This window comes from Jannaschia sp. M317 (assembly GCF_025141175.1).
Taxonomy (GTDB): domain Bacteria; phylum Pseudomonadota; class Alphaproteobacteria; order Rhodobacterales; family Rhodobacteraceae; genus Jannaschia.
On record NZ_CP081155.1, the window covers coordinates 2,999,580 to 3,015,646 of the forward strand.

At 64.7% G+C, this 16,067-nt stretch carries 16 protein-coding genes; 2 read left to right on the top strand and 14 right to left on the bottom strand.

Annotated features, from left to right (window positions below):
* Positions 1-3: 3 nt before the first annotated feature.
* The 4 genes from K3551_RS15290 to K3551_RS15305 form a co-directional block, all read right to left on the bottom strand.
* Positions 4-1,089 (bottom strand): ABC transporter ATP-binding protein, encoded by a 1,086-nt coding sequence (locus K3551_RS15290; protein WP_259915236.1) that lies wholly within the window; start codon positions 1,087-1,089, stop codon positions 4-6.
* A gap of 16 nt (positions 1,090-1,105) precedes the next feature.
* Entirely contained in the window at positions 1,106-1,942 is an 837-nt protein-coding gene (locus tag K3551_RS15295) for a carbohydrate ABC transporter permease (RefSeq protein ID WP_259915239.1), read from the bottom strand.
* A complete protein-coding gene (locus K3551_RS15300) occupies positions 1,939-2,799 on the bottom strand; it encodes a carbohydrate ABC transporter permease (protein ID WP_259915245.1) in 861 nt (286 codons plus the stop codon). The genes K3551_RS15295 and K3551_RS15300 overlap by 4 nt, the downstream gene beginning before the upstream one ends.
* Positions 2,800-2,903: 104 nt before the next feature.
* Positions 2,904-4,175, bottom strand: coding sequence for an extracellular solute-binding protein (locus K3551_RS15305; RefSeq protein ID WP_259915248.1), 1,272 nt, complete (start codon positions 4,173-4,175; stop codon positions 2,904-2,906).
* 73 nt (positions 4,176-4,248) lie between these two features.
* Between K3551_RS15305 and K3551_RS15310 the strand changes: the two genes are divergently transcribed.
* Positions 4,249-5,163, top strand: a complete 915-nt coding sequence (locus tag K3551_RS15310) for a helix-turn-helix domain-containing protein (RefSeq protein ID WP_259915251.1) — start codon at positions 4,249-4,251, stop codon at positions 5,161-5,163.
* Here the strand turns inward: K3551_RS15310 and K3551_RS15315 are convergent.
* From K3551_RS15315 to K3551_RS15360, 10 genes are all read right to left on the bottom strand, one after another.
* The gene (locus K3551_RS15315; RefSeq protein WP_259915253.1) at positions 5,160-5,912 is read right to left on the bottom strand and encodes an SDR family NAD(P)-dependent oxidoreductase; all 753 of its coding nucleotides are present in this window, start codon (positions 5,910-5,912) and stop codon (positions 5,160-5,162) included. The two genes, K3551_RS15310 and K3551_RS15315, sit on opposite strands and share 4 nt — an antisense overlap.
* 25 nt (positions 5,913-5,937) lie before the next feature.
* A complete protein-coding gene (locus K3551_RS15320; protein WP_259915254.1) occupies positions 5,938-6,690 on the bottom strand; it encodes an SDR family NAD(P)-dependent oxidoreductase in 753 nt (250 codons plus the stop codon).
* On the bottom strand, positions 6,687-7,790 hold the full coding sequence (locus K3551_RS15325) for an ABC transporter ATP-binding protein (protein ID WP_409197432.1): 1,104 nt from the start codon (positions 7,788-7,790) through the stop codon (positions 6,687-6,689). The genes K3551_RS15320 and K3551_RS15325 overlap by 4 nt, the downstream gene beginning before the upstream one ends.
* A complete protein-coding gene (locus K3551_RS15330) occupies positions 7,787-8,689 on the bottom strand; it encodes a carbohydrate ABC transporter permease (protein ID WP_259915258.1) in 903 nt (300 codons plus the stop codon). The genes K3551_RS15325 and K3551_RS15330 overlap by 4 nt, the downstream gene beginning before the upstream one ends.
* The gene (locus K3551_RS15335) at positions 8,686-9,621 is read right to left on the bottom strand and encodes a carbohydrate ABC transporter permease (protein ID WP_259915260.1); all 936 of its coding nucleotides are present in this window, start codon (positions 9,619-9,621) and stop codon (positions 8,686-8,688) included. The genes K3551_RS15330 and K3551_RS15335 overlap by 4 nt, the downstream gene beginning before the upstream one ends.
* A gap of 60 nt (positions 9,622-9,681) precedes the next feature.
* Positions 9,682-10,944: an ABC transporter substrate-binding protein gene (locus K3551_RS15340; RefSeq protein WP_259915262.1), complete on the bottom strand. Its 1,263-nt coding sequence runs from the start codon at positions 10,942-10,944 to the stop codon at positions 9,682-9,684.
* A 128-nt stretch (positions 10,945-11,072) separates the two neighbouring features.
* Positions 11,073-11,786 (bottom strand): SDR family oxidoreductase, encoded by a 714-nt coding sequence (locus K3551_RS15345; RefSeq protein WP_259915265.1) that lies wholly within the window; start codon positions 11,784-11,786, stop codon positions 11,073-11,075.
* Positions 11,787-11,806: 20 nt separating this feature from the next.
* Positions 11,807-12,655 (bottom strand): fumarylacetoacetate hydrolase family protein, encoded by an 849-nt coding sequence (locus tag K3551_RS15350; RefSeq protein ID WP_259915267.1) that lies wholly within the window; start codon positions 12,653-12,655, stop codon positions 11,807-11,809.
* The gene (locus K3551_RS15355) at positions 12,652-13,965 is read right to left on the bottom strand and encodes a phosphopyruvate hydratase (RefSeq protein ID WP_259915269.1); all 1,314 of its coding nucleotides are present in this window, start codon (positions 13,963-13,965) and stop codon (positions 12,652-12,654) included. Before K3551_RS15355 ends, K3551_RS15350 begins: the two co-directional genes overlap by 4 nt.
* A complete protein-coding gene (locus K3551_RS15360) occupies positions 13,962-14,972 on the bottom strand; it encodes a phosphotransferase family protein (RefSeq protein ID WP_259915272.1) in 1,011 nt (336 codons plus the stop codon). Before K3551_RS15360 ends, K3551_RS15355 begins: the two co-directional genes overlap by 4 nt.
* 139 nt (positions 14,973-15,111) lie before the next feature.
* Here K3551_RS15360 and K3551_RS15365 point away from each other — a divergent pair, with 139 nt between their 5' ends.
* Positions 15,112-16,065, top strand: a complete 954-nt coding sequence (locus K3551_RS15365; protein ID WP_259915275.1) for a LacI family DNA-binding transcriptional regulator — start codon at positions 15,112-15,114, stop codon at positions 16,063-16,065.
* The last annotated feature ends 2 nt before the right edge of the window (positions 16,066-16,067 follow it).

Here is a 16,067-nt window from a genome sequence, read left to right on the forward strand (position 1 = left end):
CGTTCAGTAGATGCGTTGGCCGTCGCCGTCGAAGAGCAGGGCCTTGTCTGGGCGGATGGAAACGGTGACCGATTGACCGGGACGGTCGTCACAAGGATCGGGGCGGGCCACGATCACGGGATGGTCGGTCTGGGTACCTGCATAGAGGTAGGAGGTGGCGCCCAGATGCTCGACCACGTCGGCGGTCAGCGTCAGACGCCCTTGGGCCTGCAGGGTATGGGCGAAATGTTCGGGGCGGACGCCCACGGTGACAGGCAGACCAGCAGCGCGCGGGGCGGTCACGGGGATCGTCAGCTGCGTCTCCGGGTGCCCGTCGAGACGGATTTCCTGTCCCTCGGGGCCTGCGCCGATGGTCTGGCCAGGAAAGAAGTTCATCGCGGGCGAGCCGATGAAGCCCGCCACGAACCGGTTCGCCGGTTGGCGATACAACTCCAGCGGGGCACCGACCTGTTCGATCCGCCCATCGCGCAGAACCACGATGCGATCGGCCAGGGTCATCGCCTCGGTCTGGTCGTGGGTGACGTAGATCATCGTCGCGCCCAGCTCGCTGTGAAGACGGGCGATTTCCACCCGCATCTGCACCCGGAGTTCGGCGTCCAGGTTCGACAGCGGCTCGTCGAACAGGAACACCTTGGGCTTGCGCACGATGGACCGCCCGATGGCGACCCGTTGGCGTTGCCCGCCGGACAAGGCCTTGGGCCGTCGTTCCAGCAGGTTCGACAGTTGCAGGACATTGGCGGCACCCGTCACCCGCGCATCCGTATCCGGGCGGGGGTTGCCGGTCATGCGCAGGCCAAAGGACATGTTCCGTTCAACGTTCATATGCGGGTAGAGCGCGTAGGACTGGAACACCATCGCCAGCTCGCGTTCCCCCGGCGAGACGTCGTTGACGACGCGGTCGTCGATGGCGACGGTCCCGCCCGAGATATCCTCCAGGCCCGCGATCATCCGCAAAAGGGTGGACTTGCCGCAGCCGGAGGGGCCGACGAAGACCACGAACTCCCCATCGGCGACGGTCAGGTCGGCCCCGTGGATGACCTGGTGCGCCCCAAAGGTTTTTTGCACGTTATCAAGGGTTACGGATGACATTTGGTTCCTCCGGAAGTCATTTGACGGCACCGGCGGTGATCCCCGCCATGAAGAACCGTTGCAGGAAGACGAAGACGATCAGCATCGGCGCGGTCAGAAGGACAGCCCCCACCATCACCGCGCCCCAGCTGATATCGATGATCCCGAACAGCGAGCCGAGCGCGACCGGCGCGGTCATCATCGACGTGTCGTTGGCGATCAGAAGCGGCCAGAGATAGTTGTTCCAGCTGGCCAGAAAGAGGATGATCGACAGCGCCGCCAGCATCGGCCGTGCCAGCGGCAAAGCGATATAGAGGAAGATCTGCCATTCCTTGACGCCTTCGACGCGGGCCGCATCGAACAGCTCTCCGGGCATCATGGTGAAAGCCTGGCGCATGAACAGAACGCCCAGCGAGTTGAACAGCGGCGGCACGATCAGCGCGACCCAGGTGTTCGACAGGCCAAAGTCGCGGGCGACCATGATGAACTGCGGAATGACGACCACGAAGTACGGCAGGGTCATCGTGCCCAGGATCAGCGCGACGACCGCCCCCTTGCCCAGAAAGCGGTAGCGCGCCAGCGACCAGCCCGCCATCGAGGTCAGCGCCACCGACAACACCGTGTAGACCAGCGCCACCACGACCGAGACGATGATCGTGCGCACAAAGTCGAGCTGCCCCTGCAGCAGGGCGAAATTCTCCCAGAAGCGGTCGCCGGGCAGCAGCAGGACATCGGCCGAAAAGATCGCGCTGTCCTCGCGGGTGGCAAAGACCACCATCATCCAGATCGGGAACAGCCAGAGGATCGCCAGCGGCACGATGACCGCATGAAGGGCGATGGACCGCCACAGGGTGGTCTGCGATTTCGAGATCATGGCTTCTCCCTCCCGAGCCAGAGGTTGAGGCCCGCGATGACGACCGCCAGCATGGCGATGGTGTAGGCGATGGCCGAGGCGTAGCCGAAGTTCAGGTTCACGAAGCCCTGACGATAGAGGAACAGGCCCAGCGTCTCGGTCGCGCCGCCGGGGCCGCCGTTGTTGGTGATCAGGTAGGGTTCCGCGAACAGCTGCATCGACCCGATGACCGACAGCACCAGGCAGAACACGATGACCGGTTTCAACAGCGGCAGCGTGATGTGAAAGAACTGCTGCCGGGGGGTGACGCGGTCGAGGGTCGCGGCCTCGTAGACGTCTTCGGGGATGGATTGCAGCCCCGCAAGGATGATGATCGCGTTGTAGCCGACCCAACGCCAGGTCACCGCCATGATGATCAGCGCCATGGCCGCGTCCGGGTTGGAAAACCATTCGACCCGGGGACCGCCCACGCCTTCGATCGTCTTGTTCACGATGCCGAATTCGGTGTTGAACAGCAGGCGGAAGACGGCGGCATAGGCGGCCTCTCCGATCACGACGGGGGCGAAGAAGGCAAAACGGATCAGACCCCGCGCCTTCAGGAGTTTCGAGTTCAGCAGCACCGCCAGAAGCGTGGCGAGCGCGATCATCAATGGCACCTGAATGGCCAGGATCGTCAGGGTGTTTTCAAGCGCATTCCAAAAGGCCGGATCCTGCGTGATGCGGCCCCAGGTCATCTTGGGGTTGTAGGTCCAGGGCGCGCGGCGCGTGCCCATGAACGACAGCATGAAGCTGTAGATGATCGGCCAGAACCAGAAGGCGGCGAAGACCAACAGGTAAGGCGCGAGGAACCAATAAGCGGTCAGCGTACGACGCGGCATTCCGTGTGTCCTTGGTCGGAGGGGATCGGCCCTGCCCCGAAAGGAGCAGAGCCGACGGAGGAGAGAGTGGGGCCCGCGCGCCGGGAGGTCGCGCGGGCCGCCCGTCAGTTCGCGACGTCGAGACCGGTCGCGAAGCTGATCTGAAGTGCGGCGTCATCCATCGCTTCCTGCGCGGAGCCGTAGTCTCCGTTCAGGAACTTGGTCTGCACCGATTGCAGGACCTGGTCGGCGTCGCTGAAGAACGAGGTGCCGTTCATCGGCTCGATCACCTCGAGACGACCCAGCACCAGTTCCCAGATCTTCTGGTCGCCCCAGAAGGCCTGCGGCTGCTGCACGTAGGGATCGTCGAGCGCCGAGACCAGCGAGGGGACGAGGCCCTGATCCTTGAGCATCGCGACCTGGCCTTCGTTGGTGCCCAGCGCGTAGTCGAGGAAGGTAAAGGCGTTGTCCTTGTTGTCGCTGTTGCCCGCGACGGCCAGAAGCGAGCCACCGTAATTGGCCGCGCGCGACCCGCCTTCGGTCACCGACGGCATCAGCATGATGCCCCATTTGCCGGACTGGTCCTCAGGCGCGTTGTTGCGGATCACGCCTTCCATCCAGGCGCCGCTCATCAGGGTGGCGACGGTGCCGGCCGACAGGTTCTGCACCCGCTCGCCGAAGTTGCCCGCGGTCACGAGACCCTCTTCGGACAGCTTGCCCAGCGTCTCCAGTGCGGCGACACAACCGGGTTGGGCCACGGTGATCTCGTCGCCTGCCGCCGAGAAGAAGCCGCAGCCCTGCTCGTTGGAGATCATCTGCAAGAACTCGGTCCCGCCGTTGAGGTTGTCGTTCGTCATGATGACGCCGTCGTTGGCGGCCTGCACCTTTTTACCCGCCTCGATGAAGTCGCCCCAGGTTTCGATATCGTCCGGGGATACGCCTGCGTTTTCATAGAAATCGCGGCGATAGAACATCATCGACGGGCCGGAATCCCAGGGCATCCCGATCATCCGGTCCCCATCGCGCAGCGCGAAGAGTTTGAACTCCGGGAATTGCGCCTGCTTGTCGGCGGTAAAGCCAAGCGGCACCAGATCGGCGGCGCAATCGGGGAACTGAGCGGAGATCAGCTCCATCTCGACGTTCTGGAACTGAAAGACATCCGGCAGGCCGGTGCCGCCTGCCGCACAGGCGGCCAGAACGCGGCTTTTCACGTCGGAATATCCGAGCTTTTCGATATTCACCGTGATGTCGGGGTGCAGTGCATTGAACCCTTCGACCGTGGCCTGCAAGCCGGGCGCGGCAGAGCCCCAGGACCAGACCGAGACCTCTCCTTCGGCCATGGCGGCGGTTGTCGTGAGGGTGAGCGCGGCGAGGGCCACTCCGTTCAGCAGTTTCATTCCACTTACCTCCCTTTGGTCTCGTTGACCGGTTCGTGATGTAAGGAGTAGACTTGGTTAGGAGGTGGCTGTCTTGTTGAATGGGAACATCGACCAATCCAAAAGTAAGACCCCTGAAAAAAGAATCTGGGATCCGACCACGAGCGCCGTCGAAAAGGCCCCGAACGAGATCATTCTGGGTCTGGGCGAACCTGCCATCATGGAAACCTCGCACTGGCACGCCCAGATCGAGATCAACTATGTGGTCAAGGGGGCCGTGCGGTACGTGATGAACGACGGCCAGTTCGACCTGGGCAACGGCGATGTCGCCGTGTTCTGGGGCGGGCAGCCGCATCGGATCACCGACATCGACCATGGCACCCTGCTGGAGGCGATCCATCTGCCGCTGCTGCAATTTTTCCGCCTGCGCCTGCCCGACGACATGCGCACCCGGCTGATGCACGGCGCGGTTCTGACGATGGACACGCCCGAGCCCGAGGACGCGCATAGTTTCGCGCGGTGGTGCCGCTATTACCGATCGGGCGACGAACGCTGTATCCGGCAGGCCACCGAAGAGCTGCTGCTCAGGATCGAGCGGATCGCGTTGGGGGGCTATTCCCTGACCGAGACGACCGAGGCGCGCGATGGGCTGGTCGAGGCACCGGATCAGCGCAGCTTCGACAAGATCCGCCAGATCTGCGAATTTGTGAGTGACCATTTCCGGGAAGAAATCGACGCGACCGCGATTGCCGGATCCGCCGACATCCATCCGAAATACGCTATGTCGGTGTTCAAGAAATCGACGGGCGTGTCGCTGAACCAATATGTTCAGCTGCTGCGGCTGTCCTACGCGCAGTCGCTGCTGCTCAAGGACGGGTCCAACGTACTGGATGTCGCGATGGAGAGCGGCTTTGGCTCGCTCTCCCAGTTCAACAAGGTGTTCCGCAAACATGCGGGGATCAACCCGTCGGAGTTCAAGCGACGGGCCGGGGAGCGGTTGAGCGCCTAGTAGGTCGCGCGCCCGCCCGAAAAGTCGAAGACTGCGCCGGTGGAATAGGAACATTCCTCGGAACACATCCACGCCAGCAAGGCCGCGATTTCCTCGGTCTTGCCGGTGCGCCCCATCGGGATCTTGGCGACCATATAGGCGATCTGTTCTTCGGTGATGTCGTCCAGCATCTCGGTCTGGATCACCGCGGGGCAGACCACGTTCGCTCGGATGTTGGACGTGGCGAGTTCCTTGCCCAGGCTTTTGGTCAGGCCGATGACCGCCGCCTTGGACGTGGAATAGCCCGAAGCGTTCGGGTTGCCGTCCTTGCCCGCCATCGACGCGATGTTGGCGATCCGGCCATAGTCGTTCTTCTGCATGTGCGGCACGCAGGCGCGGCAGGTGTGGAAGATGCCCGCGACATTGACGGCCATGACCTGCGCCCAGACGTCGACCGGATAGTCGGTCATCGGCACGGTGGCCCCGGCGATGCCCGCCGCGTTCACCAGCAAGTCCAGACGGCCCAGGTCGGAGACGACCTCGGCGGCGGCGGCCTCGACGTTGCCGTAGTCGGCCACGTTGACCGTCTGGGTCAGGACGGTGCCTTTTCCGGCCAGACGCGCCTTGGCGGCGTCCAGCGTATCAGGGTTCATGTCCCACAGCGCGACGGCGGCGCCGCTGGCCAGAAACCGTTCGGCCGCGGCAAAACCGATGCCACGCGCGCCGCCGGTGATGACGGCCACTCGGCCGTTCAGGTCTATCGTATTCATGGAGTCTCCTTGAGGTCGGGCGGTCCTAGATCCAGCCGCCATCGATGGTGAATTCCTGACCGGTGCACATCGCACTGTCGTCGGCGGCCAGAAAGGTTGTCAGGGCGGCGGCATCCTCGGGCTGGATCTGCCCCGCCAGAGGTTGCTTGGCGGCCAGCATCTCGGCCCCCGCCGCGTCGTAGTGCAGCGTCTTTTGCCGGTCGGTCATGACCCAGCCGGGCACCACCGTGTTGATCCGCGCGCCCGCCGCACCCAGCGGTTCGACAAAGCTGCGGGTCAATCCGTGAATGGCGGCCTTGGCGCTGGTATAGGCGGGCATCGACGGCAGCTTGGCCTTCCAGGAGATCGAGCCGTAGTTGATGACGCTGCCCCGGCGGCGGTCGATCATGCCGGGCGCGACCGCCTGAATGGCAAAGAACGCGGGCCGCAGGTTGACGGCCAGGACGCGGTCCCATTGATCCGGCGTCACCTCGCGCCAGTCGTGGCGGGTGTCGTTGGCGACGTTGTTCACCAGCGTGTCGATTGGCCCCGCGTCGGCGAAATCCCCGATGGCCGCGCGCAAGGCAGAGGTGTCGGTGACATCGACGCGCCGGAACCAGGCACCCGGCAGGTCGGCGGCGAGCGCTTCGCCCGCCTCCGTGGCCAGGTCGACGAAGCCGACGGCGACCCCCTGCCCCGCCAGCATCCGCACGATGGCCGCACCGATGCCGGTCGCGCCCCCGGTGACAAAGGCGCGGGTGCCGTCGAGGCTGGGATAGGTGGCGTAGCGTCTGATCATGTCAGCAGGGTGCCGGTCTCTGCGTCGAAGAAGCAAGTCTCTTCGAGGGTGAGCGCGACCTCCGCGGTGCTCTCTTCTGCCGGGCGAAAACCTGCGGGGACGACGGCGGTGACGCTTTGCCCGGCCAACGACATGACCAGCATTGTATCCGGGCCCGTCGGCTCGACCACGTCGATCTGCACCTGCAACGGCACGGCCCCCGCCGCCGCATCGGACGCGGGCCCGAAATGTTCGGGCCGTGCGCCCAGCGTCACCGTCTGCCCGATATGGGCGTTCAGGTGCGGATGCAGGTTGCCCAATGGCAAGGTCACCCTGGACGTGCCCTCGAAGGTCGCGATCAGGGCACCGGGTGTCCCGTCGATCCGTACCGGCAGAAAGTTCATCGAAGGCGACCCCATGAACCCGGCCACAAAGGTATTGGCAGGTTGGCGATAGATCGTGTCGGGGTCCGCGAACTGTTGAACCACGCCGCCGTTCATCACCACGATCCGGTCGGACAGGGTCATCGCCTCGACCTGATCATGGGTCACGTAGACGATGGTTTCGCCCAGACGGCGGTGCAGTTTCTTGATCTCGGTCCGCATCTCGACACGCAGCTTTGCGTCGAGATTGCTGAGCGGTTCGTCGAACAGGAACAGCTGCGGATCGCGCACCAGGGCGCGGCCCATGGCGACCCGCTGGCGTTGGCCACCGGACAACTGCGACGGCTTGCGATCCAGGAGCGGCTCGATCTGCAACAGCTTGGCCACATCGGCCACGGCGGCGTCCTGATCGGCCTTGGCCACGCGGCGGTTTTCCATCCCGAAGGTGATGTTCCGGCGCACGGTCATCGTCGGGTAGAGCGCGTAGGACTGGAACACCATGGCGATGTTGCGGTCCTTGGGCGTCAGGTCCGTCACCTCCCGGTCGCCCAGCGACAGCTTGCCGTGCGACGTTTCCTCCAGGCCCGCGATGATCGACAGGAGCGTGGACTTGCCGCAGCCCGAAGGGCCGACGAGGACGACGAACTCTCCGTCCTGGATGTCCAGGTTCACGTCCCGCAGGGCGATGACGCCGCCATAGGCTTTCCAGACGTTTTCGATGGTAAGGCTGGCCATTATTTCACGGCTCCCTGCGTCAGGCCCCGGACAAAGTAGCGTCCGCCGGCGAAGTAGATGATGAGTGGCGGGATCGCCGCGATCAGGACGGCGGCAGAGCCGAAGCCGTATTCGCTGACCCCGGTGTCGTCCGCGTTCAGCGACATCAGAGCCGCCGTGATCGGGCGGAAGTCGGAGTGCGAGAAGGTCACCGCGAACAGGAACTCGTTCCAGATGAAGGTGAACTGCCAGATGATCGTCACGATGATGATCGGCGGCGACAGCGGCACGACGATCCGCCAGAAGGTGCGGAAGAACCCCGCCCCGTCGATCCGTGCCGCCTTGATCAGGTCGTCGGGCAGATTGATCAGGTAGTTGCGCGCAAACAGCGTGGTGAAGCACGTCCCCTGAATGATGTGCACCAGTGCCAGACCAGCCAGCGATTTCGACAGGCCCAGCCAGCTGAGCGCGATGGCCCAGGGCAGCAGCACCACCTGCGGCGGCAGGAACACCCCGATCGTGATTACGACAAACACCAGGCCCGCGAATGGCATCGGCCATTTCGTCAGGGCAAAGCCGTTCAGCAGCCCCAGCGCGGTCGAGATCACGGTGGCGGGCACCACCATCAGCATGGAGGCCCAGAAGTAGGGCTTCACCCCCGTGCAACTGGCGTTGATGCAGGCCTCGCCCCAGGCGACGGACCAGTTTTCCAGCGTCAGGCGGGTGGGCCAGCCGATGAAGCTTTCGCGCAGGATGTCCTCGTTGAAGCGAACGGAGTTCAGGATGATCACCGCCAGCGGCATCAAAACGAAAGCCGCCAGGATCAGCAGCGTCGCATAAAGCGCGATGCGCCCGGCGATCTGTTTTCCCGTCAGCGGGCGCCGACGGGTCAGGTCGGGGATGTTGGTTGTAGCGGCGGTCATTTCGCGCCTCCTTTCTGGCGGCGCATCACGAGGTGCAGCGCACCGATGGGCAGGAACACCACGACCAGGCCGATCAGCATCCAGACGGCGGCGGCCGCCCCCTGCGCCAGCTCGCCCGCAGCAAACAGCCGGTCGTAGACAAACATCGCCGGGAAGGTGGTCGCGATGCCGGGCCCCCCGTGGGTCAACGCCAGCACCAGGTCAAAGGTCTTGATGGCGAATTGCAGCAGGATGATCAGAACCGAGATCATCACCGGCCAGATCGAGGGCAGGATGATCCGGCGATAGATCTTGAGCATGCCCGCCCCGTCGATCTGCCCGGCCTTGACCATGTCGCGGTCCACGCCCCGCAGGGCCGCCAGAACCATCACCATCACAAAGCCAGAGGCATGCCAAACCGCCGCCAGAACCACCGCCCAAAGCGCGGTTTCGCGGCTGGTGATCAAGGTGAATTCAAAGTTCTCCCACCCGAGCGACTGCACAAAGGCCTGAAGCCCGGTCGAGGGGTTCAGAATCCATTGCCAGGTGGTGCCGGTCACCACGAAGGAAATCGCGATCGGATAAAGGAAGATCGAGCGCAAGAGGTTCTCGCCCTTGACCTTCTGGTCCATCAGGACCGCAAGAAAGACGCCCATGGCTGTGGTCAGGATGATGTAGAGCGCGCCAAACACCGCCAGGTTCCAGACGCCCGTGGTCCAGCGCGGATTGCGCCACAGGCGCGTATAGGCGTCGAAGCCTGCAAAATCGTAGGTCGGCAGCAGGGTCGAATTCGACAGCGACAGGTAGATGTTCCAGCCGACGAAGACGAAGATGTAGATGCCAGTCGTGATGATCGTCGGGATCAGAACGAAGGCGGGAACCAACTGCGCCATGCGGGCCGCACGGCTTTTGGGGCGCGACGCAAAGGTCGGCGGGGGGGCGGCAAGGGCCATGAGACTATCCGGATGTAAGGGGCTCGGGCGCGACGGGAGGGCGCGCCCGAGCCGGCGTGATCAGTACTCGTTGATGACGGACTCGGCCATGCGGCGCGCGGCATCCTCGGAGGACATGTCGGAGTTGATGAACTCCGAGATCACGGTGAACATCGCTTTCCGGAACTTCTCCGGCACGGCCATGTTGTGGGCCATCGAGCGGACGACGGTGCCGGCGTCAGCGGCGGCGCGCAGGTCTTCGATGTTCAGGCGCTGACAGGGGTTGAAGTCCTCGCCCAGCTCCACGTCCATCCGCGCAGGGATGGACCCCTTGGCGACGTTGAACACCTTCTGGAACTCCGGCGTCATGATGGTCGATGCCAGCAGGGTCTGGCCTTCGATGAAGTCATCCTCGGACTGCTCGAAGAAGACGACGCTGTCGGAGTTGAGGATGTATCCCGGCTGACCCGAATTCATCGGTGCGCCCGCACAAAGGTAGTCGACGCCGTATTCGTAACCCGCCGCGTTCATCGTGCCGATGGCCCAGTCGCCGTGGAAGTAGAACCCCGCTTCGCCCTTGGCCATCATGTTCAGCGGCTCTTCCCAGCCGCGCCCCGGAAAGGCCGGGTCCATCCAGCCGACCATCAGGCGCAGCTGATCAAAGGCGGCGGCCATTTCGTCGCCCTGCAACGCGTCCAGGTCGAGGTTGATGAACGCCTCGCGGAACAGGTCGGTGGAAATGCCCTGAACGATCACTTCGAACAGGGTGCCGTCGATCCAGTCCTGCCCGCCGTGGGCCACGGGGATGATGCCCGCCTCGGCCATGGCGGCGGCCTGTTCGTTGAACTCTGCCCAGGTGGTCGGCAGGTCGGGCGAGCCGATGGCGTCCATCGCCGACTTCGACGCCCACATCCAGTCGATGCGGTGGATGTTCATGGGGGCCGCGACCCATTCGCCGTGCGGCTTCATGACCGACACCAGCTCGGGCGCGACGACGTCTTCCCAGCCCTCGGCTTCGGCCAGGGCGTTGAGGTTGGCGGTCAGGCCGGTGTTGGCCCATTCGCCGATCTCCGGGCCCTTCAGCTGCACGGCCGAGGGCGGCGTGCCGGAAATGACGTCGGCGCGCAGGCGGGCGATGGTGTTGGATGTGTGGCCAGGAACGGCGGTCTGGTTCCACTGGCCCCCGGCGGCTGTATACATCTCGCCCAGCACGTTGATGGCCTCGGCGTTCGCGCCGGAATGCCATTGGTGCAGCATGTTCGTCTTGGGTTCGGCAATCGCCGCGCCGGTCAGCGAAAGCGTCGCGGCTGTGGTGGCCAAAAAGGCCCGAGTGGTGAATGTCATGATTTCCTCCTGAGATGACATTGCATGTGCGGGCCGAAGCCCAGTTCGCGTGCCGCGCTGGTCTCATGCCAGCTGCGTTCACGTGAACATTCTTGAGTGCGCGGGCTCTCCCTGCCCTTGTCGTGGCGCTAGATCGTGATCCCTCCGTCAATCTGGATGGTCTGTCCGGTGATGAACCCCGCCTCATCGCTGGCCAGAAAGGCGCAGGCGGCGGCGATTTCATCAGACTGGCCCAACCGGCCCGAGGGCTGTCGGTCCAGGAATATCTTGCGGGCGGCCTCTTCGCTGCCCGTCTCTTGCGCCATCTCGCGGATGCGGTCCTGCAAGCTGGGACTGTCGATCACGCCGGGACAGATCGCGTTGCACCGCAAACCGTCGCGCAGGTGGTCGGCGGCCAGCGCCTTGGTCAGGCCGATCACGCCGCCCTTGGCCGCGCAATAGGCAACCCGGTTCGGATAGCCGCGCAGGGAGCTGGCGACCGAGGCGATCGTCATCAGGCTGCCGCCGTGTTCTGTCATCCGGGGCACGGCGTATTTGCAGACGGTAAAGGCGCTGCCCAGCGTGATTTCGGTCGAGCGGTGCCAATCGGCCAGAGAGGTCTGTGCGATGGTGCCCTGATGGACGTAGCCAACTGCGTGCACCAGGATGTCGATCCGGTCGAACCCGTCGAAATAGGCCGCGACTGCGTCCGCGTCCGTCGCGTCGAGCCGCGCCGTCCTGGCGTCCAGCCCGACTAGCAGATCGGCGTTCAGGTCGCTTGCGTGGACAGTGGCCCCATCGGCGGCCAGCCGGGTGGCGACGGCGCGGCCGATCCCCTGCCCGGCTGCCGTGACGACGGCCACTTTCCCCGCAAGCCGCCCCATCACAGGGCCACGACCGTCTGCGCCTGTGTGCCCAGGCCGTCGATGCCCAGTTCCACACGGTCACCAACCGTCAACCACTGCGGTGGCTTCATGCCCGCGCCCACACCCGGAGGCGTGCCGGTGCAGATCAGGTCGCCGGGTTCCAGACGGGTGAATTCGGACATGTAGGACACGATGGTCGCCACATCGAAGATCATCGTGTCGGTATTGCCGGTCTGCTTGCGGTCGCCATTGACGTCCAACCACATGCCCAGTTTCTGCACGTCGCCCACCTCGTCAGGAGTGGCCAGAAACGGGCCGGTGGGGCAGAAATTGGGGAAGCTCTTGCCCTTCACCCATTGGCCCGAGCGTTCCATCTGCCAGGCGCGTTCCGAGACATCGTTGACCAGCACAAAGCCCGCCACGTGGTCCAGCGCCTCGGATTTGGAGATGTTGAGCGCGGGTTTGCCGATGACGATGCCCAGCTCCACCTCCCAGTCCAGCTTGGTCATCTTGGGCGCGTAAAGCAGGTCGTCGTTCGGGCCGCAGTAGGTGACCGTCGACTTGTTGAACAGGATCGGCTCTTCGGGCACGGGCAGGCCCGCTTCGGCGGCGTGGTCGGAATAATTCAGGCCAACGCACCAGATATTGAAAGGCTGCGCCGTGGGCGGGGCCAGGCGTTTGCCCGCAACATCGGCCTTGGGCAGCGTCGTGGGATCGACGGCGGCCAGACGGGCCAGCAAGTCGGGCGAAAGCGTCTGCGGCCCGAAATCGGCGACAAGCGACGAGGCATCGCGCGGCGTGCCCTCGGCGTCCAGAATGCAGGGGATCTTGGGGCCGTTGCGGTCCCCGTAGCGGGCGAGTTTCATGCAGCATCTTCCTTGTTCTTACGGCCCCACCAGGTCGCGGCCAGCGGTGCGCCCCCGACAAAGGCGCCGGCCCCCAGGTCATCCTGAAAGCGCAGGCATTCGTTCCATTTCGCCATCCGCTCGGACCGGGTGAAGGACCCGACCTTCAGCTGTCCGCCCCCCAAACCGGTGGACAGGTGGCTGATCGAGACGTCCTCAGTCTCGCCCGACCGGGCCGAAACGACGGCACCGAAGCCCGCCTTGGCGGCGGCCTCGAAGGTCTGGACGGATTCCGTCACGGTCCCGGCCTGATTGACCTTGATGAGGACCGCGTTGCAGGCCCCTGCGGCGGCGGCTTCCTCGACCAGGCGTGCGTTGGTCACCAGGTAGTCGTCGCCGATGATCTGCACGTCCGCGCCGTGACGGCGGGTAAATTCGGCCATGCCTTCGGGGTCGTCCTCGCCCACGGGGTCCTCGATCGAGGCGATGGGATAGGACTTGAGCCAGCCGCCCAGCATGTCGACCAACTGGCCGCTGTCCATTTCGCGATCTTCCAGCGCCAGGCGATAGCGGCCCTGTTTGCCGAATTCCGACGCGGCAATGTCGAGAGAGATGATCACGCGGTCGCCAGGGGTTTCGCCCGCCAGCGAGATCGCCTCGACCAATGTTTCCAGCGCCTCTTCGTTGCTGTCGAAGCTGGGCCACCAGCCGCCTTCGTCGGCCACGCCCGCCAGCTTGCCACGCCGGGCCATGATGTCACCGGCGGCAAAGTAGACCTCGTTCGTGACCTCCATCACCTCGTCGAAGGTGGTCGCGCCGGGAACCATGATCATGAAGTCCTGGATATCCACGCGACGCCCCGCGTGGGCCCCACCGCCGAAGATCTGGATTTCGGGCAATGGCAGGCTGGGCGTGGTGCCATAGTGGTTGGCCACATGACGCCACAGCGGCTGGCGCGCATCGGCCGCAGCCGCATGCAGGATGGCAAGCGACGTGGCGACGGTCGCATTGCCGCCCAGCGTCTCTTTCAACGGCGACGTGTCCAACCCCAGGATCGTGGCGTCGGCCCCGGCCTGATCGGTCACGTCCCGACCGACCAGCGCAGGCGCGATGGTGTCCGTCACGCTGGCCAACGCCCGGGCCACGCCCTTGCCGCGCAACGCCGTACCGCCGTCGCGCAGATCGATGGCTTCGCGGGTTCCGCGCGAGGCACCCGCAGGGGCGATGGCACGGCCAACCGCGCCGGTTTCCAAGGTCACTTCGACCTCGACGGTGGGGTGGCCGCGCGAATCCCAGACGCGGCGGCCTTTGACTGATGCTATCGCTGTCACGTTCGGTAATCCTTCAGGGCAGTTCGGAGGGTATCGGTGAGGGAGTGCAGATCCGGCGCGGGATCCACGATCAGACCACGCGACACGGCGCGGGTCAGAGTTCGGTCGGCGTCGGTGAAATATTCCACCGGGGACTTGCCATCGACGCGGGCCAGCATCAGCGCGGGCACCAGCCGACAGACCTGACGTTCCAGATCGGCGGGGTCCTGCCAGTCAACATGAGGCGCATAGGCAGCCCAGAAGGTGCCGACCTGATCCAGCAGGTTGTCGCGGCTGGCCGGAAGATGGATGGCCTTGAGGATCAGGTGATTCAAACAGAACGACGGATCAAAGGCCGCCCCCTGCAACGTCGCGCATTCCGCATCCAGGATCACCGGCCGGCCATCGCGGAACAGGATGTTCTTGGGGCTGACGTCACCATGCACCAGAACCTGCGGGGCCTGGGCCAGCATGGTGTCGAGGGCGGTGATCGTCTCTGCCAGATCGGGATGCTGGCCTGCGGTATAAAGCAGATACGGCTCGATCCGCAGGGCGTGGAAATCCGCGCGATTGTCGAAAACCCCAGGTTCCACCCCCTTGGCGGAGGCCGCATGAATGCGGCCCAACAGGTCCCCGACGGCCCGCGCCTCCGACCGGTCAGGGGCCCCGTCCAGCAGGGCCGATTTCCAGAGATAGACATCGCGACCCGCGACCATCTCCATCGCGAACCCGTGCTGCTCGGGTGCGTGACCATACAGATCGACAGCAGCCTCGGGCGCGACGCGGTTGGCAAAGGACAGCCAGGCGTATTCGGCGGCATTGCGGTGCACGGGGGCAAACCAGTCGGCAGCCACCTTGAGCTTTGGCAGGGCGAATTTCACGCAGATTTCGCGATCCGGCAACCGCACGGCAGCGATGTCCGAGGCGACACCGCCGGTCAGCGGGCGCACGTCGGTCACGTCATCTGCCTGGCCAAGGCCAAGCGCCTCGACCAGCCGCCGACAGCGGCTGTCCAACTCGGTCGTCACGAAGATCTCCTCCCGTGTTCACGTGAACCTATTCCCTTTCGGGTAATGTTCACGTGAACAATGTGCCGCTCTCGGAAACATGAGTCAAGACAGAACAGGTCGGAAATGTTACACGACCGCACGCTGAACGAGGACGCACGTGCCGGAACGGGTCACCATAAAATCCATCGCCCGCGATCTGGGCGTCTCTCACATGACCGTTTCGCGTGCCCTGTCGGGGCATCCGAACGTTCTGAAGGAAACGCGCGACGCGGTGCGCAAACGTGCCGCCGAACTCGGCTATGTCAAAAGCGCGGCGGCCATGGCCATGCGCGGCGACGGCACCGGCATCGTCGGCCTGCTGCTGCCGAACATCATCAATGAATTCTACGCCCGTTTCGCCAACACGCTGGCCACTGCCTGCGACGGGGCCGGAATGCAGCTGATCATTCACCTAACCAACGACGACCCCGCCACCGAAGAGGCTGCGCTGGATCGCCTGCGAGAGGTGCAGGCCTCGTCGGTGGTGATGGTGCCTGTGCCGGGGCGGGACGGCCGCCCGACGGCGCAGGTCGCGGGGCTGCGCACGGTGCAATTGATCCGGCAACGGGCCTTTGACGATGCGACAGGGGCGATCCTGCTGGACGACGGCCCTGCATTGCGCGCCGCAATCGCCCACCTGGTCGGGCGCGGGCACAGTCGGATTGCCTATATCGGCGCGGATGCGGCGCTATCGTCGGGCCGCAGCCGGCTGAGCGCCTTTGAAAAGGGCATGGCCACGGCGGGGTTGCCCGCGGATCTGGTACGCACCGGTGCGCCGTCTTTCGACATGGGCCGGGCCTGCGCGCAGGACCTGCTGACAGGCGAGGCGACCGCCCTGCTGTGTGGCGGGTTCGAGATCTCGAACGGTGCCCTGTCCGCCTGCCTGGAGGACGGGGGCCGCATCGACTTCGTCGGCTATGGCGACCCGTCGTTCTATGCTTGGGTCGATGGGGGCGTCACAACGGTCCAGGTCCCGGTCGAGGCATTGGCCCACCATGCCGTACAGATGATCGTCGAAGGGCGCACCACCGAGACGGCGACCTTCGCCGCCGAACTCGTCTTGCGCCGCTAGCC